The sequence below is a fragment of the Arenibacter algicola genome, assembly GCF_018860365.1.
Lineage (GTDB): Bacteria > Bacteroidota > Bacteroidia > Flavobacteriales > Flavobacteriaceae > Arenibacter > Arenibacter algicola_B.
In genome coordinates this window covers 1-26,804 of record NZ_JAHKPO010000031.1, presented here as the reverse complement: position 1 = coordinate 26,804, position 26,804 = coordinate 1, and the positions used below count along the sequence as shown (strand labels likewise).

Sequence of the window (26,804 nt, the reverse complement as noted above, 5' to 3'; positions counted from 1 at the left end):
TAAATTCATATTATGATAAAGACAACATATCCTCCTAGTATTCTACAGTATATACCTTTCTTTTTTGTTATTTGGTCCGATGATCTTTTGACCATTTCAGAGATTGCCGTGGTAAAAAAAATAATCGACGATGACCAAAACCTTTCTAAAAAAGACAGGGAAACCCTGAACAGTTGGCTCAACACCGCCCAGCCACCTTTGGATACGGAAATAAAATCTTGGCAACGGGCCGTTTCCAATTCCGGCATTAAATTGGTAGAAAGCGACAACCATCCTTTAACTTCTTTTAGCAGGAAATTAATATCGCAAAATGGTTCGGAGCATATATTCAATGAGAATTTATCGGCTATTGAAATAAACCTTGGCATACAACCTAACCATTACCACCATTTGTTCGAGGTGGAAGTTGTTTTGGAAAAAACATCCCATTTTTACGACCCAAAGGAAATTGACCAAATCTTTAAAGGTACTTACCATAGTGAAATAGATGAATTTAGGGACACTTTAAGGGATTCTGTTTTCTCTTGGGAAATAATACCGAACAAGGAAGAATTTAGAAAAAAGGTGCTGTCCCAAGTGCAATATTTGGCTAAGGCAGGATATGGTGCCATGGCCTACCCCGAGGCTTACGGGGGAACAGGCAATATGTCTTTATATGCTACCATTTTTGAAAATCTGATGTATGTGGACGGAAGCCTTACGGTGAAGTTTGGGGTACAATTTGGACTTTTTGGAGGCAGTATACAGAAGTTGGGAACCAAAAAACACCATGATCGCTATTTAACCGCTATTGGGGAGGCCAATTTACTTGGATGTTTCGCAATGACCGAAACGGGCCACGGGTCCAACGTAAGGGGTATAAAAACAACCGCTACCTACAACAAGGAAGATGACAGTATTACCATTCATACCCCAGGCAAGAACGACAACAAGGAATATATAGGAAATGCACTGCACGGTACAATGGCCTCGGTATTTGCACAATTGATCGTTGATGGCAAAAATCACGGTGTACATGCCATTTTAGTACCACTAAGAGACAGTAACAATCGTCTTATGCCGGGCGTACGAATTGAAGATAATGGTTACAAATTAGGGCTCAACGGAGTTGACAATGGTAAGATTTGGTTCGATCAAGTTAAGGTACCACGGGAAAATCTATTGAATAAATACGGGGACATAAAATCTGATGGCACGTATTATTCCGATATAAAAAATGCCAACAAACGCTTTTTCACCATGCTGGGCACCTTGGTCGGCGGACGAATTTGCGTGGCCAAGGGAGCTTTGAGCGGCGCAAAAATGGCCCTGGCCATTGCGGTGAAATATGCGTTACAAAGAAGACAATTTAACGATAACCAAAAAATCCAGGAGGATTTGATCATGGATTACCCATCGCACCAACTAAGACTTACCCCCGCCATTGCCAAATCTTACGTATACCAAGTAACATTGGATTCTATGATGAGTATCTATAGCGATGACAGTATAACTGACAAACGAAAAATAGAGACCCAGGTAGCCGGATTGAAGGCGATTATAACTTGGTTCGCTAACGAAACCATTCAGGAATGTCGTGAAGCCTGCGGAGGAAAGGGCTATTTATTGGAGAATAGAATTGCCGACTTAAAAGCCGATGTGGATATATTTACCACATTTGAAGGCGACAACACAGTACTATTACAATTGGCCGCCAAAGGAATTATGTCCGATTTTAATACTGAATTCAACAGCGCAGGTTTTTCGGCCGTATTTAAACTGTTGGGCACCCAAATCAGTGACAAATTGGTCACCATAAATCCTATATATGCCAACAAGGTGGATAAGGAGCATTTATATAATCCTAAGTTCCACCAACATGCTTTTGACTACAGGACAAGAAGGCTCACCTATTCCGCTGCGATGCGGATTAGGGACTATATCAAGAAAGGGATCCCTACATATCAGGCCTTCTTAAAAGTACAAACTCATTTAATAGCGTTGGGAAAAGCCTACAGTTGTGAATTGGCCTATAACACGTATTTGCAGTTTACAGAAACCATAGAAGACAAGAAAAACCAACAACTCTTTAAAAAACTTGGATGCCTATTTGCATTATCCGAAATTCGGGAAGATGCCTCATGGTATCTGGAACAAGGCTATTTGGGCGGTACCAAGTCCAAAGCCATACGGCAGCGTGTGGAGCGCTTAAGTACAGAGTTCAGGCCGCATATCGAGGTTTTGGTAGATGGATTTGGGATTCCGGACCATTGTTTAACAGCCCCTATTAGTCGTTAATTTTTACGACGATATAGCTCTGAAGTATCTAGGAATTCCTGCAGATTAATTTTGCTGTCACCAAATACATAGGTCTTGGACGCCCCTTTGGAATAGAGGTCTACCGTAGCTGTTGACAAGACTTCCGCAGAAGAGCTGCCTTCCAAATTTGCTTCGACCGTATTGGCTTCCAACCTTTTTGCCTTTAGGTTGGAATTATCCAATAAATGAAACTGAAAAACATCGGTAAAACCTTCCAAATCGGCCTTGGAATTACGTCGCATATCCAAAACCGTACTTTCCATAACCCCAAATAATCTTAAATCAGCTTTCTCGGCCAAGCGAATATTCAAGGTATCACTGTCTACTTTAAAATTTCCTCTACTATTATCGTTCATTGTAATCTCCATTGCATCGGCATCCACATCTATTTCCACTCTACCGGACCCTGTGGCATTTACCTCAAGAAACTCGGTAGAAAATCTGTTCTTAACCACTATATTCCCCTCATTGGCATTGATCCGGAACAATTCACTGAAATTAACAGTAATGTTCAGTTTTTTCTTTGAGGTTACTTTATAATAGGAACTAATGATAAGTGTTTCATTCACTACCTTAAATTTTAAAACATCGATTAAATTATCGTCCGCTTCAATTATATACTCCCCCATTGTGGCTGCCTGTAGGTTGATATCCAGATCATCATCCAGCTGAATAGCATTAAAAGGTGCCAAGGTCTCTCTAACCTCTATTACATTTCTATTGCCTTTAATTTTAGGTTTACGCTGGGAATAGACCATACAGCCAACCAATAACACGAAAAATAAAAGTATGTGTCTCACTTTTAATGATTTATAATACATAATAGATCTTTATCTAAAAAATCTGCGATAACCTTCAACATTGGATCACCACAATTTTGCAATTAATTCATATGGTCTGCAACACCAAAAGGTTCCACGGATTACACATATGTAAATGGAAGGTACAAAAAAAGTCCATCTTAGGGATGGACTTTTAAAATTTGTTGATTTCCAATCGTTAATGCTGCATCTCCTCCTCACCCTCATAGAGCGGCATGGTTTGAGGCACATAATCCTGTCCTGGAATTATATACTCCCCGTTTTCATAGGTTTTGCTATAATCATATGGCCATCTATGTACTTCTGGAATAGCTCCAGGCCAGTTGCCGTGAATATGCTCTACTGGTGTAGTCCATTCCAAGCTAGTTGATTTCCATGGATTTTGAACGGCTTTACTTCCGTAGAAAATACTTCTAATAAAATTGAAGGCGAATATTAATTGAGCTCCAGCTGCAATAAGTGCAAACACCGTCATTAATACCTGGATATCGGTCAAATCATCAAACATTGGAAAAGCTGTATTCTCGTAGTACCTACGTGGTACCCCGGCCATTCCAACAAAGTGCATTGGGAAGAAAACACCATAAGAACAGACAGCCGTAATCCAAAAATGCACATAACCCAAGTTCTTGTCCATCATTTTACCGAACATCTTAGGGAACCAGTGGTAAACACCGGCAAACAATCCGTAAAGCGCTGATATACCCATTACCAAGTGGAAGTGGGCAATAACAAAATAAGTATCGTGCACATTAATATCCAAGGTACTGTCCCCAAGAATAATTCCGGTTAATCCACCAGAAATAAAAGTTGAAACCATACCTATGGAAAATAGCATTCCAGGATTCAATTGCAGGTTACCTTTCCATAAAGTAGTAATCCAGTTAAATGCCTTCACCGCAGATGGAATAGCAATCAATAATGTCGTAAAGGTGAAAACAGAACCTAAGAACGGGTTCATACCTGAAATAAACATATGGTGACCCCAAACAATTGTGGACAAGAATGCAATTGCCAAGATAGAGGCAATCATAGCTCTATAACCAAATATTGGTTTACGGGCGTTTACCGCCATAATTTCGGATACCATACCCATTGCAGGCAAGATTACGATATACACCTCAGGGTGTCCTAAAAACCAGAATAAATGCTCGTACAATACTGGAGAGCCACCTTGATAATGCAATACCTCACCTTGAATAAAAATATCGGATAAGAAGAAGGAAGTACCAAAGCTTCTATCCATTATCAGAAGTAAGGCAGCGGACAATAGTACCGGGAAAGAAACAACCCCAATAATAGCCGTAACAAAGAAAGCCCATATAGTTAAAGGAAGTCTGGTCATGGACATTCCCTTGGTCCTTAGATTAATTACCGTAACAATATAGTTCAATGACCCCAATAAGGAAGATGCAATAAATATAGCCATTGCTACCAACCAGAGTGTCATACCCAAACCTGAACCAGGTTGTGCCATAGGCAACGCACTAAGTGGTGGGTACACCGTCCATCCAGCAGCAGCCGGTCCTGCCTCTAAAAACAAGGAAGAAAGCATAATTACAGAGGACAAAAAGAATAGCCAATATGAAACCATGTTCAGAAACCCTGATGCCATATCACGAGCTCCAATTTGAAGTGGAATCAATAAGTTACTGAAGGTACCACTTAACCCTGCCGTTAAAACAAAGAATACCATGATAGTACCATGAATGGTTACCAATGCCAAGTAAACATCAGCATCCATTACCCCTCCAGGCGCCCATTTGCCCAAAATAAATTCAAAAATTGCAAAAGATTCTCCTGGCCATGCCAATTGCATTCTAAACAATAGTGACATCAAAATACCAATGAATCCCATAATAAGTCCAGTAATTAAATACTGCTTGGAAATCATTTTATGATCTTGACTAAAAATATACTTCGTCACAAAAGTTTCTTTGTGATGATGTCCGTGGTCATCTGAATGGTCTTCTACGTGTGCGTGAGCTGTTACAGACATAGTTCTATTTTTAAATTTTTATAAAGTTATTTTAAAGACTAAATTATTGTGCCGAAGCCATTGACTTACCAAACGTCTGCTGACTTGCTATCCAAGCATTATATTCCTCCTCAGTTTCAACAATAATTTTCATTTGCATATTATAATGGGATTTCCCACATATCTTATTACACAACAAGATATAATCAAATTCCCAAGGATCGGAATTGTCCATTCCTTTGGCGGCCTTTTCAGCCCTGATTCCATTAATTCGCTTTACCTTATCCACAACATCAGGATTTTGTCTCATTTCTGCTGTGGTAATGGTTGGAGTAAAAGAAAATTGAGTTATCATACCCGGCACACAGTTCATCTGAGCCCTAAAGTGCGGCATATAAGCCGAATGCAACACATCTTGGGAACGCATTTTAAAATTAACCTTGCGCCCTACTGGCAAATGCAATTCCTTAACAATAATATCATCGGCCGCATTAGGATCCGAGTTATCCAACCCCAAAACATTTGCATTGTCAATATCGATCATTCTAACGTTGGCATCACCCAAAACGTTATCATTACCTGCATATCTTGCAGTCCAACTAAATTGTTGGGCATATAATTCAATGGTAAGAGGATCATCCTCATCATTGATATCCATAATATTTGTCCAAGCATATAATCCCCACAAAATTAATCCTGCCAATACTATTACAGGAATAATGGTCCATATGAACTCCAAACGGTCGTTATCCGCAAAGAACAATGCCTTTCTTTCCCTATCTCCCCTATACTTATAAGCAAAATAGTGCAACAAAAACTGTGTCAAAGTTTGCACTATAAAGATAATAACAAAAGACAACAACATTAAAGAATCGTACCCACCACCATGCTCGGAAGCAGCTTCGGGCAAAAGCACCTTGGTATATTTCCAAAAGCTAAAAATGGTAATTCCATAAAGGAAAATCAAAAAAGCGAACATCAAATACCCATTGTATTTATTATCCGTTTCACTGGCTACTTGGGAATTGCTAGCTCTAATTTGTGACAATTCGAATATCTTGGTCATTTGCCAGATTGCAATTGCCACTAATACTAAAACAACTATGGTCAATAATGGAGTCATCGTATGATTTGAAATTATACTTATATACTAAATACTAATAATGAAAATGCTTACTCTCTTCTATAAATGGATTGCGCTTTGGCTGCAACGGAGCCTTGGTCAATGCCCTGAATACAAAAAAGATAAACAATCCTGCAAAGAACAATATGGACCCAATCTCAGGGATACCAATGAACCACTGATCGCCAACGGTAGCTGGCATTATGGCGTTAAAAATATCCAAATAGTGTCCGGCCAAAATTACTATCCCGGTCATAATAACAAACCAATTAACCCTTTTGTAATCACTGTTCATAAGCAAAAGTACAGGGAACAAAAAGTTCATGGCCACCATTCCAAAAAATGGCAGATTGAAATCCGCTATCCTGGTAACATAATACGTTACTTCTTCAGGAATATTGGAATACCAAATCAGCATAAATTGGGAGAACCATAAATAGGTCCAGAAAATACTGATCCCGAACATGAATTTAGCCAAATCATGAATATGACTATCGTTAACATCCGGCAAATACCCTCTAGACTTAAGGTAAATGGTTACCATTGCAATAACGGTAATCCCGGACACAAACATACTCGCAAAAATATACCATCCGAACAAGGTGCTGAACCAATGTGGATCCACACTCATGATCCAATCCCAAGACATCATGGACTCAGATATTAAATAAAATACCAAAAATGCCGCTGAAATTCTAAAATTCAACTTAAAATTGGAGTCATCGTTGGACTCATCCTGAGCCAAGGACAATTTACGGGAATACTCCCTATATAAGATCCAGCCTCCCAAGAAGACTGCTGCCCTGATCAAGAAAAAAGTACCATTAAGAAAACCTGCCTTCCCTTGCAAAAGTGCGTCATGCGCAACCACCTCAGGATCCATCCATACGAACAAATGATTCATATGGGCTACCGACAAGGCCAATATTACAAATACAATGATACCACCTGGTACCAGATATGCCGTAATTCCCTCCATTACCCTGAAAAGCAATGGCGACCAACCAGCCTGTGCTGCTCGTTGAATAGCGTAAAAAGCCAGAACTCCCAAAGCTATCATAAAAAAGAAGAAAGCTGCCACATATAATGCTGCCCATGGTTTGTTCTGCAATTGGTGCAATAAATGTTCGTCATGAGATGCATCATGTGCATCCCCGTGCCCCATTTCCTCACCATGACCTTCCGCAACCGCATGGGCATCCCCATGACCGTCTCCGTGTCCGGCAACAATTGCCTTTGCCTCCTCTACAGTGCTTGGCGCAGCCATAAAACCGATACCAATTCCCAAAACGCCTACAGCCATTAAAATGAAGGAAGCAATTTTTAATCTATTTGAAAAAGTGTACATATTGCTAATATCTAGGTCTTATTTTGTTAAATCTTGTTTCAATTTCATTACGTATTCAGCAACCTTCCAACGCTCTTCAGTATCCAATTGCCCTGCATAGGATCCCATAGAATTCAATCCGTAGTAGATGGCATGATATGAAGTTCCAACTGTAATGTTCCTGGCTACATCAGCATAGCTGGGGACACCCAATATCTTTTCCCTTTTCACCAAGTTACCTTGTCCGTCTCCTTTATCTCCGTGACAAATTGCACAATAAATTGTATATAATTCTTTACCCACAGCTAGATTGGCCTCTTGATTTAGAGAATCCAACGGACTTGGGTTAAGTCTTGCCAATTCCTTTCCTTCCATGGTATTTTCAATTCCGTAAGGTATCCATCCCCTTGCTACGGTATTTTCGGCCGGAAGTCCAGCTTCCATCCCATCTGGAAGAAAATCCACTTTCTGATAGGTCTCATAACCTACGGACTCATACATATTGGGCATGTATTGATAGTTTCTGCTATTCGTGTTTGCACAAGAAGCAACTAATAATACCAAACCAAACAAGACTCCTATTTTGCTAAAACTGTTCATAATATCTATGACTACTTTTCTGTAATATTAATTTCGACTGCTCCCGTATCCATCAACAAATCCTTCAATTCCTGCTCGTTGTCATGAATTTCGATTTCCATTAAAAAATGATCATCTGTTGTTCTTACATCAGGATTTTCAGCTTCTTTAAAAGGCCATAACCTACTTCTAAGATAAAAAGTAATTACCATTAAATGCGCCGCGAAAAATACCGTCAACTCAAACATAATAGGCACAAAAGCCGGCATGTTCTCCAAATAGCTAAAACTGGGTTTACCCCCAATATCCTGTGGCCAATCCTGGATCATAATGTAATTCATCATTACAATTGCCACTGTAAGACCAACACAACCATACAAAAAGGACGTTATTGCAATCCTAGTTGGAGCAAGCCCCATTGCTTTGTCCAAACCATGCACCGGAAAAGGACAATAAACTTCTTCAATATGATGCTTTGCCGCTTTTACCTTTTTAACAGCATGCATTAGCACATCGTCATCATTATAAAAAGCATGTATAACTTTCGACGCCATAATTATTTCTTATTATTTAAAATCTTTGCTTGTCCTGCCCAATCGTCTCTTTGTGCCCTACCAGGGAACGACTCCGTAATAGAATCCAATAGATCATATTCCTTATCTGTCATACGACCAACCTGTGCGAATGTGTATATTCCTATTTGATTCAAGGTAGCTTCCATTTGAGGCCCAATACCCTTGATCTTCTTAAGATCATCCGCGGTCTCCTTGGTAGGATCAAATGTACCTATAGTTCCCAAAAGTTCAGAAACTCCTACTTTATCACCAGCCTTTGGAACAACTTCCCCCATCAACACATCATCAGTGATAGGCTCCTTTTCCTTTACAACTATTTTACTTTTGGATATCTCGTACAAAGGCTTGCCCGCATCCCTCAATTTCTTATACTTCTCTCCAGAGGATTTTAAAATAGACTTCACCTCTGCCTGAGCAATAACCGGGAAAGTTCTAGCGTACAATAAGAACAGTACAAAGAAGAATCCTATGGTTCCGATGAATATTCCTATATCTACAAATGTTGGGGAGAACATTGTCCATGAAGACGGAAGGTAATCCCTATGCAATGATGTTACGATAATTACAAAACGCTCAAACCACATCCCTATGTTTACCACAATAGAAATAAAGAAAGAGAACATGATACTTGTCCTAAGTTTCTTGAACCACATGAATTGTGGAGAGAACACATTACAGGTCATCATTGCCCAATAAGCCCACCAGTAAGGACCGGTAGCCCTGTTCAAGAATGCATACTGCTCGTACTCAACACCGGAATACCAAGCCATAAACAACTCCGTAATATAGGCACAACCTACAATGGAACCGGTCAACATAATTACTATGTTCATCAATTCTATATGCTGTACAGTAATATACGCCTCTAAATGACATACTTTTCTCATGATGATCAACAAGGTGTTCACCATGGCGAAACCAGAGAAAATAGCCCCCGCAACGAAGTATGGAGGAAAGATGGTGGTATGCCATCCTGGTATTACCGACGTGGCAAAGTCAAAGGATACAATGGTATGCACAGAAAGTACCAAAGGCGTGGCCAAACCTGCCAAAACCAAGGAAACCTCCTCAAAACGCTGCCAATCCTTGGCGCGACCCGTCCATCCAAAACTTATTAAACTGTATATCTTCTTCTGGAAAGGCCTCACCGCCCTATCACGTATCATAGCAAAATCCGGCAGCAAACCTGTCCACCAGAATACCAGAGATACCGAAAGGTAGGTTGAGATTGCGAACACATCCCAAAGCAATGGCGAATTAAAGTTTACCCAAAGCGATCCAAACTGGTTAGGGATAGGCAATACCCAATAAGCCAACCATGGACGACCCATGTGGATAATAGGAAACAATCCCGCCTGAACAACCGAGAAAATGGTCATCGCCTCCGCAGAACGGTTAATAGCCATTCTCCATTTCTGTCTAAACAGTAATAGTACCGCAGAGATCAAGGTTCCAGCATGACCAATACCTACCCACCAAACGAAGTTGGTAATATCCCAGGCCCAGCCTACTGTTTTATTTAATCCCCATGTACCGATACCCGTAGATACCGTGTAAATTATACAGCCAACACCCCATAGGAATGCCGCTAATGCAATGGAAAATACAATCCACCAATGCTTATTGGCTTTCCCTTCAACCGGAGCTGCAATGTCCACGGTTACATCGTGGTATCCTTTATCTCCAAGAACTAAGGGTTTTCGTATAGGTGCTTCGTAATGCGACGCCATAATTTAATATATAGTTACGTTCCTTTAATTTGATTAAGCTTCATTCGTATTCCTCACTTTCACGTGATAAAAAACATTTGGTTTAGTCCCAACATGCTCCAACAAGTGATACATGCGGTTACTTTCCTTTAATTTTACAATTTCACTCTCGGCATCATTTACATCCCCAAACTTCATTGCACCATTGCTACAGGCTGCAGAACAGGCGGTTTGAAACTCCCCATCCTTTACAACACGGCCATCCCGTTTGGCATCCAAAATTGTCTTCTGGGTTTTTTGGATACACATAGAGCATTTTTCCATAACACCTCTAGACCTAACGGTAACATCTGGATTGATGACCATCTTACCTAGGTCATTGTTCATGTGGTAATCAAACTCATCGTTCTCATTGTACAAGAACCAGTTGAATCGCCTCACTTTATATGGACAGTTGTTGGCACAGTACCTAGTTCCAACACATCTGTTATAAGCCATATGATTTTGACCCTGACGTCCGTGTGAAGTTGCCGCTACAGGACAAACTGTCTCACATGGTGCATGGTTACAATGCTGGCACATTACAGGCTGGAATGCCACTTGAGGATTGGCTGATGGATCTTCCATTTCACCAAATCCACCCAAGGATCCCTTATCCCCGAACAGGCCATCGAATTCTTCTTTCTTGGTATCATCCTGTGCAAAAGTCTCTTCCGAGCTGTAGTACCTATCGATACGCAACCAGTGCATATCCCTAGATTTTCTTACTTCAGCCTTTCCTACGACCGGTACGTTGTTTTCAGCATGACATGCTATAACACAAGCACCACAACCAGTACAGGCATTCAAATCTATGGACAAGTTGAAGTGATGTCCTATTGATCGGTCAAAACTATCCCACAAATCTACCGAAGTAGCAGGAACTTCCTGATGATCCAATGATACTACAGGAACAACATTCCATTCCTTGGCATCTTTTGTATTAAATATCTCTAAGGTAGTTTCCTTAATAATATCTCCCCTACCCATTAACGTCTTATGCAATTGCACACAAGCAAACTCATGCATCCCAGAAGACTTTTCTATGCTTACCGATTGGGTGTTGGAAAAGTCCTTATACAATGCATAGGCATTCACCCCTGTTTGCATTTCACTTTTCATTCCCACAGTTTTCCCGTATCCAAAAGAAAGTCCCAAAGAACCTGGTGCCTGACCTGGCTGTACAATTACAGGAACACCATCAACAGAAACACCATCAACAGTAAGTTTTACATAACTCCCGTTTAAACCACCATCGGCCACATTTTCATTGACCAAGGCCAATTTCTCCGCATCAGCTTTGGAAACGGTTACATAGTTATCCCAAGAAACTCTGGTTATAGGATCAGGGAACTCTTGCAACCAAGGGTTACTTGCCTGCTGTCCGTCACCCATCCCAACTTTGGAATACAAGGTAAGCTCCATACCTTCTGCCGTAGCACCGGATAAACTTCTGATTGCAGAAGCCAAAGGAACCTCCGCTGTCATTTCCGCTTCTTCCGCTACACTAGGGGCAGCAGCCGCAACAACAGCTTCATCCATTACCGGAGAAGCAACAAAAACACCGTCGTGCAATGCCTGACTCCAGTCACTACCCGCCAATATTCCAGCGTTCCAAGTTTCTTTTATATAATCGTAATAAGTTTTATCACTATCCAACCATTGCAACATAGCCGTTTGGATCTGTCTAGTATCGAACAACTCCTTTATGGTAGGCTGCATTAGGCTATAATGCCCTTTCTTTAATTGGGCATCGCCCCAAGATTCCAAATAATGGTTTGAAGCACCAACGTACTGCACCAATTCTGTAGTCTCATTTCTATTGGTGGAGAAGGCCACTGTTAAATCAACATTCTTGATCCCTTCCGCAAAATCTGCGGCATTTGGTAACGAGTATGCCGGGTTAACCCCGTCCAAAAACAAAGCTCCTACTTTGCCAGCTTTTAAATCGGACAACAAGGCATTAACCGCCATAATATTACCTTGCCTTACATACTTGGGAGCTACAGAATCGAACGCCTTACTTCCCAACATTTCATTAATGGCCAAAACAACCGACTGGGCATTAACATCCTCTATTCCAGTAACAACAACGGCATTTGATTTATTCTTAAGCACCTGGGCCGCCACTGCATCCAATGCAGCTTTTGCACTTTCAGGAAGATTACCGCTACCGGCAGTGCCATTAAGTTTTCCGTAGAAATAGGCCAAGGCCACTTTTTGCTCGGATGGAGTCAAAGGAACCCTTTTATCAGCATTGGCACCGGTCAAGGACATATTGGCCTCGAACTGCACATGCTTGGACATTTTTCCATTTTTAGGAACCCTACCCTTTGAATATCCGCTATCATATCCTCCACCTTGCCAGTCCCCTAAGAAATCGGCACCGAAGGAAACAATGATTTCGGCATTCTCAAAATTGTAATCCGCCAACGCCCTTTCACCGTATTTGGCTTCAAAAGCAGAAAGCGCAGCATCCTCGGATATGGCATCATAAGTAACATGATCCACATTTACGTATGCTTCCTTGAATTCAGCAATCAATCTAGAAGTAGAAGGACTTGCATATGTTTGCGATAATATCGCGATTTTTTTAGTTGAATTTTTTAAAGACCCCAATTTGGATTTTACCGCTGCATCCAAATCGCTCCAAGCAATAGGCTCCCCATTAAAGGTAGGCCCTTGCAAACGAGTACTATCATACAATGACAATACAGAAGCCTGAACACGCGCATTGGCACTACCGCCAATTTTTGCATCGGTATTATTTTCTATCTTAATTGGTCTACCCTCGCGGGTTTTCACCAAAATACTGGCAAAATCAAAACCATTCGCAATGGTAGTGGCGTAAAAATTGGCCACCCCGGGAATAATATTGTCCGGTTTCACCACATAAGGAATAGATTTGGTCACCGGACCCTCACATGCTGCCAATGAAGCCGCAGCCGTACTAAATCCGACGTACTTAAGAAAATCCCTTCTGTTGGTCGAAGATGCCGCCAATGTCTCCTTATCACCCAAGAAATCATCTACAGGAATCTCTTGAACAAATTCATTTTGTCTTAGCGTCTCAACAATGGAATCGTTGGGGTTTAATTCCGCCTCGCTTTTCCAGTATTTTTTGTTTGATGACATATTATATATCTGAAATTATCTTCTAGTTAGTTTGATTAATAGTGACACTTACCACATTCCAATCCACCCATCTGAGCGGCCGTAAGTTTATCTACCCCATATTTTTGGGAAAGTTCAGCATGAATCTTTTCATAATACTCATTACCCTCTACCTTAACATTTGTTTCACGGTGACAGTTTATACACCATCCCATGGTCAGCGGGGAATATTGATACATAATTTCCATTTCCTCAACAGGACCATGACAAGTCTGACACTCAATACCCGCAACAGAAACGTGCTGGGAGTGGTTGAAGTAAGCAAAGTCTGGAAGATTATGGATTCTAACCCATTCTACCGGCTTGGATTCTCCAGTATATTTTTGATTTTCCTCATCCCATCCTACTGCCTTGTACAATTTCTTGATTTCACCAGTATAGAATTCATTGGTATACCCATTTGCCAAATCTTCCTGACTTGGACCCTCTGGATTTCCTTTGTATTCATAAATGGACTTATGACAGTTCATACATACATTTAGGGATGGTATTCCAGAAGTTTTGGAAACCCTAGCAGAAGAGTGACAATATTTACATTCTATGGCATTATCTCCAGCGTGAATTTTATGGGAATAATGAATAGGTTGAATAGGAGCATACCCCTGATCAACACCAACCTGCATCATCCAACCATATGCAAAATAGGCAGCACTCAATAAAAGAAAAATAGAAAACACTAGAACCAAAAATTGATTTTGGGCAAATGCCTTCCAAATTGGCAACCTCTTCTCCGCCAACTCCTTCTCCAAAACCACTCCGTTGGCCTCCGCAATACGTCTTAAGGTTTTGTTTACCAAAACCAACATCATCACCAACAGGGCAAAAACCAAGGCCAGTGCACCCAATATAATCTCATTGGAAATACCGGAGGAACCTCCACCACCTTGCGCACCATCGGCAACTGCAACAGGAGCCACAGCTACTACAGGAGGAGCATCGGTGTAAGCCAGGATATCATCAATATCCTGATTGGACAATAACGGGAAAGGTGTCATTGCCGCCTGATTGTACTCATTGTAAATTTTCAAGGCGTCGGCATCCCCGGCTTTGATCATTGCAGGACTGTTCTTTACCCACTGATAAAGCCACTCCTTATCATACTTTTCAGTGACTCCCGCCAAGGCCGGACCTGTCATCTTTTTGTTCAAAGCGTGACACGCGGCACAATTCTGGTTAAACAACTGTTTACCCTTAGCAGCATCACCTTCACCCGATGAAGCCACAGCAGATTCTTGAGCAAGAAGGGAATTTGAAAGCAGTAATACTACTACCAGACTGACACCTAAAACTTTAGAAATTAGATTGCGGTATGGAACCTTTTTCATATTAAAAATATTTCTATCGAAAGTTTGGCATGATATTTATACATTCACAATAACAAATAGTTTGACCATGCTCAAATTGATGGCAAAAATACGCATTAGACTTTATTTGGGAAATGTTAAGGTATTGATAATTTATAATTTATACCAATTCTAAATAAAAATAAAATCTTTTGATTGATTCTGAATAATTTACATTTGTACTGTCTAAATTTCATAACATAAATACCCTATGAAAACCATTTCTTTTACCCTTATTTTAGCCTGTTCCGTATTTTATTGCCACGGACAACAGGGCAATATCAACATTCAGCAAGACGAAAAGATCACAAACCTACTTGGAATCTACAAATCTGTGAATGAAAACAGCAGCCATTATAGAATTCAGGTTGGATTTGGCTCCTTTCAGGAAGCAGAAACCCTGAAGGCCAATGTAGATAAGGATTTCCCCGATTGGCCCACAAAAATAGATTTTGAATCCCCGAGCTACAGGGTTAGGATAGGAAGATTTAAGACCCAATTGGAAGGGGAGCGAAAACTTATAGAAGTAAGGCAAAAATATCCGAGTGCCATGCTCTTAAAACCAGAAAAAGCGACCAATTAGGTCGCTTTTTTCTTTTATAGTTTACTCTTTATATAAGGAATATCCGGCTATTTCAATTTCTTCTTAACAGCCACTTCCTGGAATGCTTCCACGATATCCAACTCCTGAATATCATTATAATTTTTAACCTGCAATCCACAGTCATAACCTTTGGACACCTCTTTAACATCGTCCTTAAACCTCTTCAGTGAAGATAACTCTCCCGTGTAGATAACCACACCGTCCCTGATTAATCTAATACTTGAATTTCTAAAGATCTTACCACTGGTCACCATACAACCTGCAATGGTACCCACTTTGGATATTTTAAAGGTTTCACGAATTTCCGCCGTTCCTGTAATCTCTTCTTTCATTTCAGGCGACAACATACCCTCCATAGCATCCTTAAGATCATTGATGGCATCATAAATAATAGAGTACATTCTAATATCTATTTCTTCTTTCTCGGCCACCTGTCTGGCATTGCCCATAGGTCTCACATTAAATCCAATGATAACCGCATCCGAAGCAGAAGCCAACAATACGTCCGATTCCGTAATTGGACCAACCGCTTTATGGATAATATTAACCTGTATTTCGTCTGTAGACAATTTCTGGAACGAATCTGTCAAGGCCTCCACGGAACCATCCACATCCCCTTTAAGGATTATGTTCAATTCTTTAAAGTCGCCCAACGCAATACGTCGTCCAATCTCATCCAAAGTAATATGTCTTTGTGTCCTAACCGATTGCTCACGCAACAATTGGGATCTCTTGGTAGCAATTTGCCTAGCTTCACGTTCATCTTCCAGAACGTTGAACTTATCCCCTGCTTGAGGAGCCCCGTCCAATCCCAATATAGATATTGGTCTTGACGGCCCTACTTCCTTAATACTATTGCCTCGTTCATCGTGCATAGCCTTTACCTTACCACTGCAAGTTCCGGCCAAGACGTAATCACCTATTTTCAAAGTACCCGCCTGAACAAGTATAGTTGATACATATCCTCTACCCTTATCCAAAAAGGCTTCCACTACGGTACCTGAAGCCAACTTATTAGGATTGGCCTTCAATTCCAGAAGTTCAGCTTCCAAAAGTACTTTTTCCAACAACTCCTTAACTCCAAGCCCTGTTTTGGCCGAAATATCATGGGACTGTATCTTACCACCCCAATCTTCCACCAATAGGTTCATTTGGGCTAGACCGTCCTTAATCTTTTCAGGGTTGGCAGTAGGCTTATCAATTTTATTGATTGCAAAAATTATAGGAACACCCGCTGCTTGCGCATGGCTTATGGCTTCCTTGGTCTGTGGCATAATATCATCATCCGCCGCAACTACAATAATAGCTATATCCGTAACTTGTGCACCACGTGCACGCATTGCGGTAAACGCCTCGTGACCGGGAGTATCCAAGAAGGATATCATTTGACCATTTTCCAAAGTTACCCCGTAAGCACCAATGTGCTGGGTGATCCCTCCGCTTTCTCCGGCAATTACATTTTCCTTTCTTATATAATCCAGCAATGAAGTCTTACCGTGATCCACGTGTCCCATTACTGTAACAATCGGAGCTCTTGGCTTCAAATCTTCCGGAGAATCCACTTCCTCCACAATACTTTCTTCCAAGTCGGCGGTTACAAATTCTACCTCATAACCAAATTCATCGGCCACAATGGACAAAGTCTCCGCATCCAATCGCTGGTTCATGGTTACCATGATTCCAAGGGACATACATGCAGATATAATTTTAGTAGTAGGCACATCCATCATGGTAGCCACCTCACTGGCGGTAACAAATTCCGTAACCTTTAATATTTTACTTTCCAGTTCCTGTTGCTCCAGGTCCTTTTCAGTTTGTTGACGGTGCTGATCCCGCTTATCCCGTCTATACTTGGCACCTTTCCCTTTTTTGGATTTACCTTGAAGTTTCTCCAAGGTTTCCCTCACTTGTTTCTGTACATCTTCCTCGGTAGGTTCTACCTTGGCATTCGACACAAAACGCTGACCGGGAGCCCTCCTTACAACAGGACCTCTTCCTTTTGCCGCTGGCGGTCTGCTCGTAGAGTCAGTACCAGGTTTGGAAACAATACGCTTCCTTCTTTTTTTCCTATCGGAAGCATCACCAGGTTTTGGTGCTTCTTTTTTCTTTTTGGGCTTTTCAAATTTTGTGAGGTCTATTTTGTCCCCCATAATTTTTGGGCCACTTAGTTTTTGATACTTGGTAGCAATGACCTCATTTTCCCCCGAAGCATCCTGTTCCGCAGGAGCCTCATCCTTCTTCTCTTCCTTCTTCTCTTCCTTCACCGCCTTAACCTCTTTAACCTCTTCTGGTTTAACGGTTTCAGGTTTTGGAGCCACTTCTTCCTTCTTAGCCTCAGAAACTTCCACTTTCTCTGGAACTTCTACCTTAGGCTCTTCCTTGGCTACTATTTCAGGAGTCTTTTCCTCTACTTTTTCAGGAGCTTTTTCCGGTGCTTTTTCAGGAGCCGCCTCTTCCGCTTTAACCGGTTCGACAGGCGCTGGTTTTTTGCCCGCATCCAAATCTATCTTTCCGACAGTTTTTGGACCAGCAAGTTCCACTCGACCTTTGATAATATTATCTTTCTCGGCCCTCTTTTCCCTTGCAAGCTTTTTCTCTTCCTGCTCTTGCTCCAGTTGTAATCTTATAGCTTCTTTTTCCTTCCTCTTTTCTTCACCCACCTCTTTGGACGCAACTTTCTTGCTCATGTCCGTTTGGAACTCGTCCAATAGAACTTGATACACCTCATTGGATATTTTAGTGGTAGGCCGTGCATCTATATCATGCCCTTTGGACGCGAGATAGTCTACCGCACGGTCCAATGAAATATTAAGTTCTCTTAGGACTTTATTAAGCCTTATCGTTGCATTATCCGCCATAAAAAAAAATTCCTATTCTTGTAATTTACTGCTAATATATAGTTTAATCTTCTAATTCTTCCTTAAGAATTCGCACAACTTCCAAAATTGTTTCCTCTTCCAAATCGGTTCTTTTTACCAAATCATCCACATCTTGTTCCAAAACACTTCTGGCAGTATCCATACCTATTTTCTTGAATTCCTCAATGATCCATGCTTCTATTTCATCGGAGAACTCGGTAAGCTCAACATCTTCTTCAACACCTTCACGGAACACATCGATCTCATAACCAGTTAATTGTCCTGCCAATCGAATATTGTGACCCCCTCTACCAATAGCCTTGGAAACTTCCTCTGGCCTAAGATACACCTGAGCGGTCATTTTCTCGTCGTTCAATTTCACTGAAGACACCCTGGCAGGGCTCAAAGCCCTGGTAACCAACAACTGTGGGTTACTGGTCCAGTTTATTACGTCTATATTTTCATTGCCCAATTCACGGACAATTCCATGGATCCTGGATCCTTTCATTCCCACACAGGCACCTACCGGATCAATACGATCATCATAGGAATCTACTGCCACTTTTGCCTTTTCCCCTGGTATTCTAACCGCCTTTTTAATGGTTATTAGACCATCGAAAACTTCAGGGATTTCCTGGAAGAACAATTGCTCCAAAAACAAAGGAGAGCTTCTGCTCATAATTATAGTAGGCTTGTTGCCCTTAAGTTCAACACTCTCTATTATTCCACGCACATTATCTCCCTTCCTAAAGAAATCGGACGGGATCTGCTTATCCTTTGGTAAAATGATCTCATTCCCCTCATCATCCAAAAGAATAATGGCCTTATGTCTAATATGATGTACCTCTGCGGTATAAATCTCACCTTCAAGATCCTTAAATTGCTTGTAGATCGTGGTATTATCGTGCTCGTGAATCTTCGAAATAAGATTTTGCCTTAAGGCCAAAATAGCCCTTCTTCCAAGATCTATCAATTTTACTTCCTCGGACACATCTTCACCCACCTCAAAATCAGGCTCAATTTTTCTGGCTGCAGAAAGCGATATCTCTTCGTTTGGATCTTCTACTTCCCCGTCTTCAACCACAACCCTGTTTCTCCAAATCTCCAAATCCCCTTTGTCCGGGTTTATAATGATATCGAAATTGTCATCGGAACCAAACTTCTTCTTTAACGCATTCCTAAAAACATCCTCCAAAATCGCCATTAGCGTTACCCTATCTATGAATTTATCATCTTTAAATTCCGAAAAAGATTCGATTAGCGCAATATTTTCCATTTTTGAACTACAATTAAAATTTTAATACAACTTTAGCTTCCTTAATATCAGAAATTGCAATTTGCTGCTTTTTCTGAACCGTAATTTTCCCTTTTCCAATGGGTTTGGGTTCCCTATCTTTCCACTCCAGGGTAATACTATCCCCTGATGCCTCTGTTAACTTGCCTTCAAATTCCCCATCCTGGGTCTTGACTTCAAGCTTTCTACCTATATTTTTTGTGTACTGCCTAGGCAACTTAATCGGAGAAGCCGCTCCCGCAGAAGCTACTTCCAAGGAAAAATCCTCTTCCTCCCGGTCCAAATTGTGTTCTATGGCCCTACTAACATTCATGCAATCCTGCAAGGTAACACCATGGTCACCGTCCAAGGTTATCTTTATTTTATTATCTGCGGATATTGAAAAATCCAATAAAAAAAGTGATTGATTCTCCTTTAACGCTTCCTCTAAAAGTGCAGTAACTTTATCCTTCAACATATACTTCGGTTTTATTAAACATCTGCTCTAAATCTGAAATCTACCTGCTCCAGAACATAACGTAAAGCTGTTTTCTTACCGTGCCGTTTAATCAAAGTATAGTAATAAAAGAGGGGACAAAATGTCCCCTCATGAATACTTTATATTCTTTCAGCACGGCAAATATACATAATTTTTAGATTCTACAATAATCTAAGTTATTTATTCTAAAAAAGATACGGGAAATTCCCGCTCCTTATTCAGCGTCTTTCCTTTAATTTCAATAACTTTATCAAAACCACTACACCTATATTTCAGGTTGATCCTTTACCTTGACACCTGGCCTTTTCACTAAAATTTTCATTTCACGCACTTTTGTATTGTGTATTGCAAATAGCATAAAAAAATGTAAAGATAAAATCGATCAGGACATACAAGTCCATCCAAATCCGACCAAGACAAATTCATTGGCAACCTCCCTTTTTCGACCCAATTCTTGATGTTCTGCTAAATTACCATCATACATTGAGTAAAATCAAGTAGTCATTCATAAGGATTCACCATATTTTTAGACTTCCAAACCAGATAAGTATCCAATGATAAAATCAACCAAACTATTCAACTTTTTAATGGCGTGCCTCATTAGTTGCAACGTTCTTGCGCAAACGCCTTTTGAAAATCCAATAAAAAAACAAGGTCGGCTCAACTCCCCATTAGTTGAGACCTCTCCCTTTGTTTTCCAAAATAAATTATACCTCTTGGAGAACAACCAATACTTCTGGGATGTGGAAGGGGCCAAACCGGGAGATTATTTTCATGAAGATGAAATACGAATAAGGGACCTCGAATCGGGGAAACTAATTTCTGTCCCTTTAAAAAATCATGGTTTCGGAACAGTATTGACCTGGAAGGACACCGTCTATGTTTTCGCCGGAAATTACGGAAATGGAAAGCCCTGGCGACAGATGACAGAGATCACCATGACCAGTTCAAAAGATTTGAAAAGTTGGACAAAGCCCCGAACTGTCTTTAGGGCCTCAGGGAAAGAGTTCTTTTTCAACACCGCGGTATGCAGGGGAAAGGATAAGTTTATCATGCTTTACGAGACCAATGACCCCAAGTGGAAACCTTTTACGCTCCGATATTTGGAATCGACGGACCTGATTAACTGGAAGGAAATTCCAGATGCCATTTATGGAACCAACAAATATGTTGGTGGTCCTGCTTTATACTATGAAGGGGACTGGTATTATACCCTCTACCTTGAGGCACTTAACAAATCATGGGAAACGCATATTACACGCTCAAAAGATTTGGTCCAATGGGAGGATGCACCTAAAGACAGGCCTTTCGTTACTTTTGACCCAACCCACTTTAACATGCCTTTGACCGACCCCAAAATCAATGAAAACAATGCTTCTGACGTGGAACTGTGTTATTTTAGGGACAAAACTATTCTGTATTTCACAGGAGGAAATCAACAAATTGCCGGTGATTTGCAATGGGCCACTTATGAAGGAACCCCAAAGCAATTGTTCGAGCATTTTTTCGAGGATAGCGAAAAGAACATAGAGGCACCGCCGGAACACAAAGGCAGTTGGACACCTGTTCTTACCGCTCCTCAGGAACAAACAATGAATGGAAAAAACCCCACATTTGAGGCAACCAATAAACCCTCCCCTCAACAACTTGCATTTCAGGAAAGACAATTAGGCGCATTTATTCATTATGGCCCTGCAGCCTATATTGAATCCGATATGATGTCCGTACCCGCTGCCGATGTTTTTAACCCTTCCCAATTGGATGCCGAGCAATGGGTGAGAACTGCCAAATCCTTTGGCGCCAAGCATATAGTTTTAACAGCAAAACATCATAATGGCTATTGCCTGTGGCCAACCGAAACTACGGATTATTCCATAAAAAAATCACCTTGGAAAAAGGGCAAAGGCGATGTTGTTGCTGAATTTGTCAAGGCTTGTCGGAAATATGATATCGAAATTGGCCTATATGTTTCAGGAGGCGATAAGCATTTTGGATGCAGCAGTACACCAGATCCACAGGGTGAAAGAAAAATTGTAGGGGATATCCACAGGTACTTTCCTGTATTTATGGAACAACTAAGAGAACTACTGACCAACTATGGTGAGATTTCATACCTATGGTTCGATGGCGCCTACGATCCCTTTGGATGGGATGTAATGGACCCTAAAACCATGCAACCTCTTGGAACTGCCTATGGAGATGCTATACACTCCATGGTAAAGCATTTACAGCCCGATGCCGTAATAATGGGAGGCACAAAACCGGATGTAAGATGGTCAGGAAGTGAACAAGGATGGGCCGCATATCCCTTAGAAAATATTGTAAGACCAGGAGAAGGGCTGGAAATGTGGGTGGGCCCGCAAAATGCCGGATGGATCCCTGCAGAGGCCAACCTTCATACCAGAAGTACCTGGTTTTGGACACCGGATTCGGACAAAACATTGCGGGATATTCCTTTCTTAAAGAAGGTATATTTTGAATCCATCGGAAGAGGCGCCAACCTCCTTGTTAATATGACACCGGACACCACTGGCCTTATTCCAAATGCCGAAGTGAAGCGATTATCCGATTTTGGCAAAACGCTGGAAGAGACTTTTGCAACACCTTTGGGCAGTACCTCCTCAATAGTTGATCAACCCAACAACCACCTTGTTATTGATTTTCACAATAAGCAAAAAGTAAATCTATTGGTATTGGAGGAAGATATACAACATGGCCAACACATCAATGCCTATAAAGTTGAAGCGTATCTTGATAAGGAATGGAAAACTATTGCAGAAGGTCAAAGTATAGGCAGGAAGCGCATTCAAACTTTCCCTGCTACCAAATCCACTAAACTTCGAATTACTTTGGATGGGGAAGATGATAGGATGTTTATTAATAATTTTACAGTTTATTTTTCGGAAAAATAAACTGTAAAATTAGAATCAATTTAGAAAACCGGATGGAAATAAGGGACTTAAGTCGCATCTATCCATTTTATGGCTGAATATGCACCCTTATAGCTCCAATTAATGGATTATTTTGCGCCACCTTGACTTATAAGCATCCTTCGTTTATACACCTCTAAAATTGTTCTATCCGAGCCCAACTCTATATCATCCTCCGAGAAACTGGTAAGATAAATCTTTTGATCACTTCTGCGCTTATAATCATAAGTAATATAAATAGTCCCATCAGCCGTTTGTTGACCATCTGGGTAGGAAACATCTTTTCTTTGGTCCAGCAATAATCCATCGGACCAGGTAAATCCATCATCTTTAGATATAAAAGCCATGAGGTGAGATCGTCCAATTTTCATATCAATTGGCCCATGTTTTACTAGCAAAAGATTTCCAGAATTAAGTCGATAAATAAAGAATCTAGCCGTTGGATGTTGAATTTTGGAAGGTATTAGTGGGGTCCATGAATACCCCTTGTCCTCTGAAACACTTTCCCCTATCCCATATTTGGTTCGAACAAGCATCCATAATGTTCCATCCTTTCTTTCAACGATCATGTGTTCATCAGCATTACGCGCCAATTCTGGAACGTTAACAGCCCCCCGTACTTGCCAGCTTTTCCCATGATCAACTGATACAACTGCTTTTGCGCCATCGTTTATTTGCCATGTTGAAACTGGTAAAACCCATTCACCTGTAGATAATACGATTGGCTTACACATCATAATACCATCAACAATTCGTTTAGGGGTGGGCCAAGTTGGATTACTTTCTTCTGCATCATCAATAGTCAAAACCCAAACACCAGTATTAATGCCATCGTAATGTTTATCCATCTCCTTATGAATTGATTGAGACCAAAAAATCCAGAGTTTACCTGCAGGATCAATCCATATTTCTGGATCAAAAGCCCTAACAGGGCCCTGTTTATCAGAATCTATCACAAGTACTTCTTCCCAGGTCTGCCCATTATCTCCACTATTAGAAACAACTACATAATTATTAGCATCTTCCCCTGGCGTTATTCCGGAATACCATGTTGCCCACATTCGCCCTTTAGGGCTAACAGCGAGGCTAGAAATACCACTAAATTTTCTGTTTTCGGGTGAATAATACTCCACGGATGATGGATTCTTTATTAATTTGGGCGGATCAAGGAAGGTTTTATCCCTTTGGCCTAAACACAAATTATGCAACATTGTGGATATAAGTAACAGGTAGCAAGCTTTTAAATTCATCATACTTTTTAGTTTTTATAAATCAAAAATTTGAATAGTAGCCAAGGCGTTATAGTTACTTTTCCGTCATTGCCTTAACATTAAAATACGTACCCACAATTTCACTTTTCCAATGATCGTTTGGGTTGGTACGGGAATACACTACCAGCAAAATGTCCGGGGCTACTTCCGTCGCTGAAACATAATTTCCGCAATCCGGAGGATAAAGATCGTTGTAGAATGGTATAATTGGACCCCAGGTATCACTCTCCCCTTCATTAAACATTATCCAATTGCCAGGCCTACCATAGGTCAAGGCCGTAATCCCATTTTTCATTAGAGTTGCATCTGGCCAAACACCATGGGAAGTTATGGGATCCGGAATACTCCAGTTTTTACCACCATCAACAGATACCGACTTATAAATAGGTGTTTGTTGTCCAAAACTGAAAGGCATTTTATTATCCCAATCATTGTTATTAAAGCTACCCAAGGAAGCTTGGTAACTTGCACCCGACCTCATGAAGCAGTTGATTTTACCATCGGGAAGAACCAGCAGGGATGCCTCATTAAAACCTTCTCCCCTATTATCTTCTGACATATCAAAGGCCACCGTTGATAGATAATGCCAAGTCTTACCTCTATCCGAGGATTTTAGGACAATGTCTCGAAATTTATTCTCAAGGGTATTCTTGACTCCACTTCTGAGATACATACTCATAAGCAGACTGCCATCATCAAGCCCAACAATATTGCGGCATAAAACCCCCGACCAATCCTTAAATCTTTCAGGCAGATAAACTCTTGCAGGATCACTTACCCTAGTTAATCCATTATCCTTTGAACGAAAAAAATTAGCTTCCAAAACTCCTTCTTCATCGGTCTTTTGCAAAGAGATTTCCGGTCTTCCCGCGCTAGTCGAACCTCCCGCCTGATTATCCGATTGAAACATGACTACTTCCCCATCCGGATCAGGGTACTGGTAGGTAGAATTTTCTAGAATATGGGCTACCTGGAGCCAAGTCTTTCCACCATCACTGGAACGCCTGTCAAAAACCTGAATATCCCCATTATTGAATTTAAAAACACTGCCGGCAGGGCAGAAAAATTCTTGTTCGGGAACAATTACATGGGTTTCCCCTCTGATCACCTTAACGCCCGGAACATAACTCACCCTAGACTTGACCTTCTCAAATTCAGGATTAAAATCAGATGGCGATTTGCTTGCACTGGCAAGCTGTTCTCTTTTATGTTTCTGAGCAAGTGAACTGGTTGTGGAAAAACAAATTATAGTTAGGCATAGATAAACACCAAGCCTTGAAAAGTTTCGTAAATTCATATTAGTACTCTCTTTATTAATACGGTCGCTTTTTTTTGATACAACAACTTGTTGGCGCCAATAGGTAAAACAACATTCCTTATTTAAACGATTAAGCAAATTTCATGAAAGTATCTCTTTTATTATTTTTGAATAAAAGTGGGAATATAATATGAAACACTCCATATACCAACTTTCATCGAAATTTTTTTTGGAAATTAGATGTATGCCTTTTATAAACTTATAACAATGCAAATGTTGTTGATGCCGAACAAAAAAAATATCCAACCAACAATTTTCTACGGAAAAGCTGTCAGTAACAAGAATACGATTTAAAAAAATCGCCATGGTTTGTGGATTATAAAATGTTACTGTCTTACTGAAAGAGAAGTTGGGATTATGCCAAATTTCTGGTATTTGAATATTTATGCAAATAATAATCTTTACAAAAATCAAGGATCAATCCTAAAAGTTGTGTATGAATTAGAAAAAGATAGGATAGACTTGCCCAGAGTTTGTGTTCTGTTCATTTTTTGCATCGCCCAAAAAACGAACCAAAAAACGCTAGGGTGATTTTAAATTTCTTTAAATCTACGCACTTTCCACGGCCGCACCGTCCAGACCGCTTTCACTTGGGTGAAATGCTCTTTGGACGGCTACCAACACCCAACGCGGAAACCGCTTGATTTAAAACGAAATTGAAAATAGGCCGTTCCTATGTTCCGTAAACCTAAATAATGTAGATAAATCATTATCATTAATTTAATGCTATTGAACATTGTCTTCAAAGCCTATGGTCTGGTTGGTCTTCTTCCGTAGTGGAGATGTCATGGCCGTTAAGAATTATTGAAGCCTTGGAGATGATTTAGGCCATGGAAGCGGTCCATAAAATCCCAAGATTTTAGGGGCCACCTAGTGAAGAAGGGTCTTTTCTCCTGCCCGACGGCAAGGCGGGTTTGTTTCGTTTTCTTTGGACAAGCAAAGAAAATGAAAGAATAATTTTAACAAAAATTTCATTCGATTTTGCCCAATAAACAAAGCTAAAATCAAAAAACACGAAATATTATGTTCATCCTAATTTTTGAAGAAACACAACAAATAAGCATGGGATCAATCCCAAAAGTTGT

At 40.6% G+C, this 26,804-nt stretch carries 17 protein-coding genes; 3 read left to right on the top strand and 14 right to left on the bottom strand.

From position 1 onward, the window contains the following. Positions 1-12 precede the first annotated feature (12 nt). Entirely contained in the window at positions 13-2,277 is a 2,265-nt protein-coding gene (locus tag KO529_RS22750) for an acyl-CoA dehydrogenase family protein (protein ID WP_215950155.1), read from the top strand. Here the strand turns inward: KO529_RS22750 and KO529_RS22745 are convergent. From KO529_RS22745 to KO529_RS22705, 9 genes are all read right to left on the bottom strand, one after another. Then, positions 2,274-3,098, bottom strand: a complete 825-nt coding sequence (locus tag KO529_RS22745; RefSeq protein WP_215950154.1) for a GIN domain-containing protein — start codon at positions 3,096-3,098, stop codon at positions 2,274-2,276. The two genes, KO529_RS22750 and KO529_RS22745, sit on opposite strands and share 4 nt — an antisense overlap. A gap of 199 nt (positions 3,099-3,297) precedes the next feature. Continuing rightward, on the bottom strand, positions 3,298-5,118 hold the full coding sequence (locus tag KO529_RS22740) for a cytochrome c oxidase subunit I (RefSeq protein WP_215950153.1): 1,821 nt from the start codon (positions 5,116-5,118) through the stop codon (positions 3,298-3,300). 43 nt (positions 5,119-5,161) lie between these two features. Next, positions 5,162-6,220: a cytochrome c oxidase subunit II gene (locus KO529_RS22735; protein WP_215950152.1), complete on the bottom strand. Its 1,059-nt coding sequence runs from the start codon at positions 6,218-6,220 to the stop codon at positions 5,162-5,164. A gap of 34 nt (positions 6,221-6,254) precedes the next feature. After that, positions 6,255-7,568: a quinol:cytochrome C oxidoreductase gene (locus KO529_RS22730; RefSeq protein WP_215950151.1), complete on the bottom strand. Its 1,314-nt coding sequence runs from the start codon at positions 7,566-7,568 to the stop codon at positions 6,255-6,257. 18 nt (positions 7,569-7,586) lie between these two features. After that, positions 7,587-8,147 (bottom strand): c-type cytochrome, encoded by a 561-nt coding sequence (locus tag KO529_RS22725; RefSeq protein ID WP_215950150.1) that lies wholly within the window; start codon positions 8,145-8,147, stop codon positions 7,587-7,589. A gap of 11 nt (positions 8,148-8,158) precedes the next feature. Then, positions 8,159-8,680, bottom strand: a complete 522-nt coding sequence (locus KO529_RS22720; protein WP_215950149.1) for a DUF3341 domain-containing protein — start codon at positions 8,678-8,680, stop codon at positions 8,159-8,161. Positions 8,681-8,682: 2 nt separating this feature from the next. Next, complete coding sequence (nrfD, locus tag KO529_RS22715) at positions 8,683-10,431, bottom strand: NrfD/PsrC family molybdoenzyme membrane anchor subunit (RefSeq protein ID WP_215950148.1); 1,749 nt, start codon at positions 10,429-10,431, stop codon at positions 8,683-8,685. A 33-nt stretch (positions 10,432-10,464) separates the two neighbouring features. After that, positions 10,465-13,584: a TAT-variant-translocated molybdopterin oxidoreductase gene (locus tag KO529_RS22710; RefSeq protein ID WP_215950147.1), complete on the bottom strand. Its 3,120-nt coding sequence runs from the start codon at positions 13,582-13,584 to the stop codon at positions 10,465-10,467. A 35-nt stretch (positions 13,585-13,619) separates the two neighbouring features. After that, the gene (locus tag KO529_RS22705) at positions 13,620-14,948 is read right to left on the bottom strand and encodes a c-type cytochrome (protein ID WP_215950146.1); all 1,329 of its coding nucleotides are present in this window, start codon (positions 14,946-14,948) and stop codon (positions 13,620-13,622) included. 229 nt (positions 14,949-15,177) lie between these two features. On the opposite strand from KO529_RS22705, the gene KO529_RS22700 reads away from it, so the two are divergent. Continuing rightward, the gene (locus KO529_RS22700; RefSeq protein ID WP_072862846.1) at positions 15,178-15,549 is read left to right on the top strand and encodes an SPOR domain-containing protein; all 372 of its coding nucleotides are present in this window, start codon (positions 15,178-15,180) and stop codon (positions 15,547-15,549) included. Between the two features lie 47 nt (positions 15,550-15,596). On the opposite strand, the gene infB is transcribed toward KO529_RS22700, so the two are convergent. From infB to rimP, 3 genes are read right to left on the bottom strand one after another with little or no spacing between them, the layout of a single operon-like run. After that, positions 15,597-18,428 (bottom strand): translation initiation factor IF-2, encoded by a 2,832-nt coding sequence (gene infB, locus KO529_RS22695; protein WP_215950145.1) that lies wholly within the window; start codon positions 18,426-18,428, stop codon positions 15,597-15,599. A 43-nt stretch (positions 18,429-18,471) separates the two neighbouring features. Next, entirely contained in the window at positions 18,472-19,704 is a 1,233-nt protein-coding gene (gene nusA, locus KO529_RS22690; protein ID WP_031442384.1) for a transcription termination factor NusA, read from the bottom strand. A 13-nt stretch (positions 19,705-19,717) separates the two neighbouring features. Beyond that, on the bottom strand, positions 19,718-20,179 hold the full coding sequence (gene rimP / locus KO529_RS22685) for a ribosome assembly cofactor RimP (protein WP_215950144.1): 462 nt from the start codon (positions 20,177-20,179) through the stop codon (positions 19,718-19,720). 575 nt (positions 20,180-20,754) lie between these two features. On the opposite strand from rimP, the gene KO529_RS22680 reads away from it, so the two are divergent. After that, a complete protein-coding gene (locus KO529_RS22680; RefSeq protein WP_215950143.1) occupies positions 20,755-23,112 on the top strand; it encodes an alpha-L-fucosidase in 2,358 nt (785 codons plus the stop codon). Positions 23,113-23,219: 107 nt separating this feature from the next. Here the strand turns inward: KO529_RS22680 and KO529_RS22675 are convergent, their stop codons facing one another. Beyond that, a complete protein-coding gene (locus tag KO529_RS22675; RefSeq protein ID WP_215950142.1) occupies positions 23,220-24,383 on the bottom strand; it encodes a sialidase family protein in 1,164 nt (387 codons plus the stop codon). Positions 24,384-24,435: 52 nt separating this feature from the next. After that, complete coding sequence (locus KO529_RS22670) at positions 24,436-25,698, bottom strand: sialidase family protein (protein WP_215950141.1); 1,263 nt, start codon at positions 25,696-25,698, stop codon at positions 24,436-24,438. Between the last annotated feature and the right edge of the window lie 1,106 nt (positions 25,699-26,804).

What these genes read in the sequence shown, in the direction of transcription:
- KO529_RS22740 (WP_215950153.1), bottom strand. Translation starts at nt 5,118, where the DNA reads ATGTCTGTAACAGCTCACGCACACGTAGAAGACCATTCAGATGACCAC.
- KO529_RS22725 (WP_215950150.1), bottom strand. Translation starts at nt 8,147, where the DNA reads ATGAACAGTTTTAGCAAAATAGGAGTCTTGTTTGGTTTGGTATTATTA.
- KO529_RS22735 (WP_215950152.1), bottom strand. Translation starts at nt 6,220, where the DNA reads ATGACTCCATTATTGACCATAGTTGTTTTAGTATTAGTGGCAATTGCA.
- KO529_RS22680 (WP_215950143.1), top strand. Translation starts at nt 20,755, where the DNA reads ATGATAAAATCAACCAAACTATTCAACTTTTTAATGGCGTGCCTCATT.
- rimP (WP_215950144.1), bottom strand. Translation starts at nt 20,179, where the DNA reads ATGTTGAAGGATAAAGTTACTGCACTTTTAGAGGAAGCGTTAAAGGAG.
- KO529_RS22675 (WP_215950142.1), bottom strand. Translation starts at nt 24,383, where the DNA reads ATGATGAATTTAAAAGCTTGCTACCTGTTACTTATATCCACAATGTTG.
- KO529_RS22730 (WP_215950151.1), bottom strand. Translation starts at nt 7,568, where the DNA reads ATGTACACTTTTTCAAATAGATTAAAAATTGCTTCCTTCATTTTAATG.
- KO529_RS22720 (WP_215950149.1), bottom strand. Translation starts at nt 8,680, where the DNA reads ATGGCGTCGAAAGTTATACATGCTTTTTATAATGATGACGATGTGCTA.
- nusA (WP_031442384.1), bottom strand. Translation starts at nt 19,704, where the DNA reads ATGGAAAATATTGCGCTAATCGAATCTTTTTCGGAATTTAAAGATGAT.
- KO529_RS22700 (WP_072862846.1), top strand. Translation starts at nt 15,178, where the DNA reads ATGAAAACCATTTCTTTTACCCTTATTTTAGCCTGTTCCGTATTTTAT.
- nrfD (WP_215950148.1), bottom strand. Translation starts at nt 10,431, where the DNA reads ATGGCGTCGCATTACGAAGCACCTATACGAAAACCCTTAGTTCTTGGA.
- infB (WP_215950145.1), bottom strand. Translation starts at nt 18,428, where the DNA reads ATGGCGGATAATGCAACGATAAGGCTTAATAAAGTCCTAAGAGAACTT.
- KO529_RS22670 (WP_215950141.1), bottom strand. Translation starts at nt 25,698, where the DNA reads ATGAATTTACGAAACTTTTCAAGGCTTGGTGTTTATCTATGCCTAACT.
- KO529_RS22710 (WP_215950147.1), bottom strand. Translation starts at nt 13,584, where the DNA reads ATGTCATCAAACAAAAAATACTGGAAAAGCGAGGCGGAATTAAACCCC.
- KO529_RS22750 (WP_215950155.1), top strand. Translation starts at nt 13, where the DNA reads ATGATAAAGACAACATATCCTCCTAGTATTCTACAGTATATACCTTTC.
- KO529_RS22705 (WP_215950146.1), bottom strand. Translation starts at nt 14,948, where the DNA reads ATGAAAAAGGTTCCATACCGCAATCTAATTTCTAAAGTTTTAGGTGTC.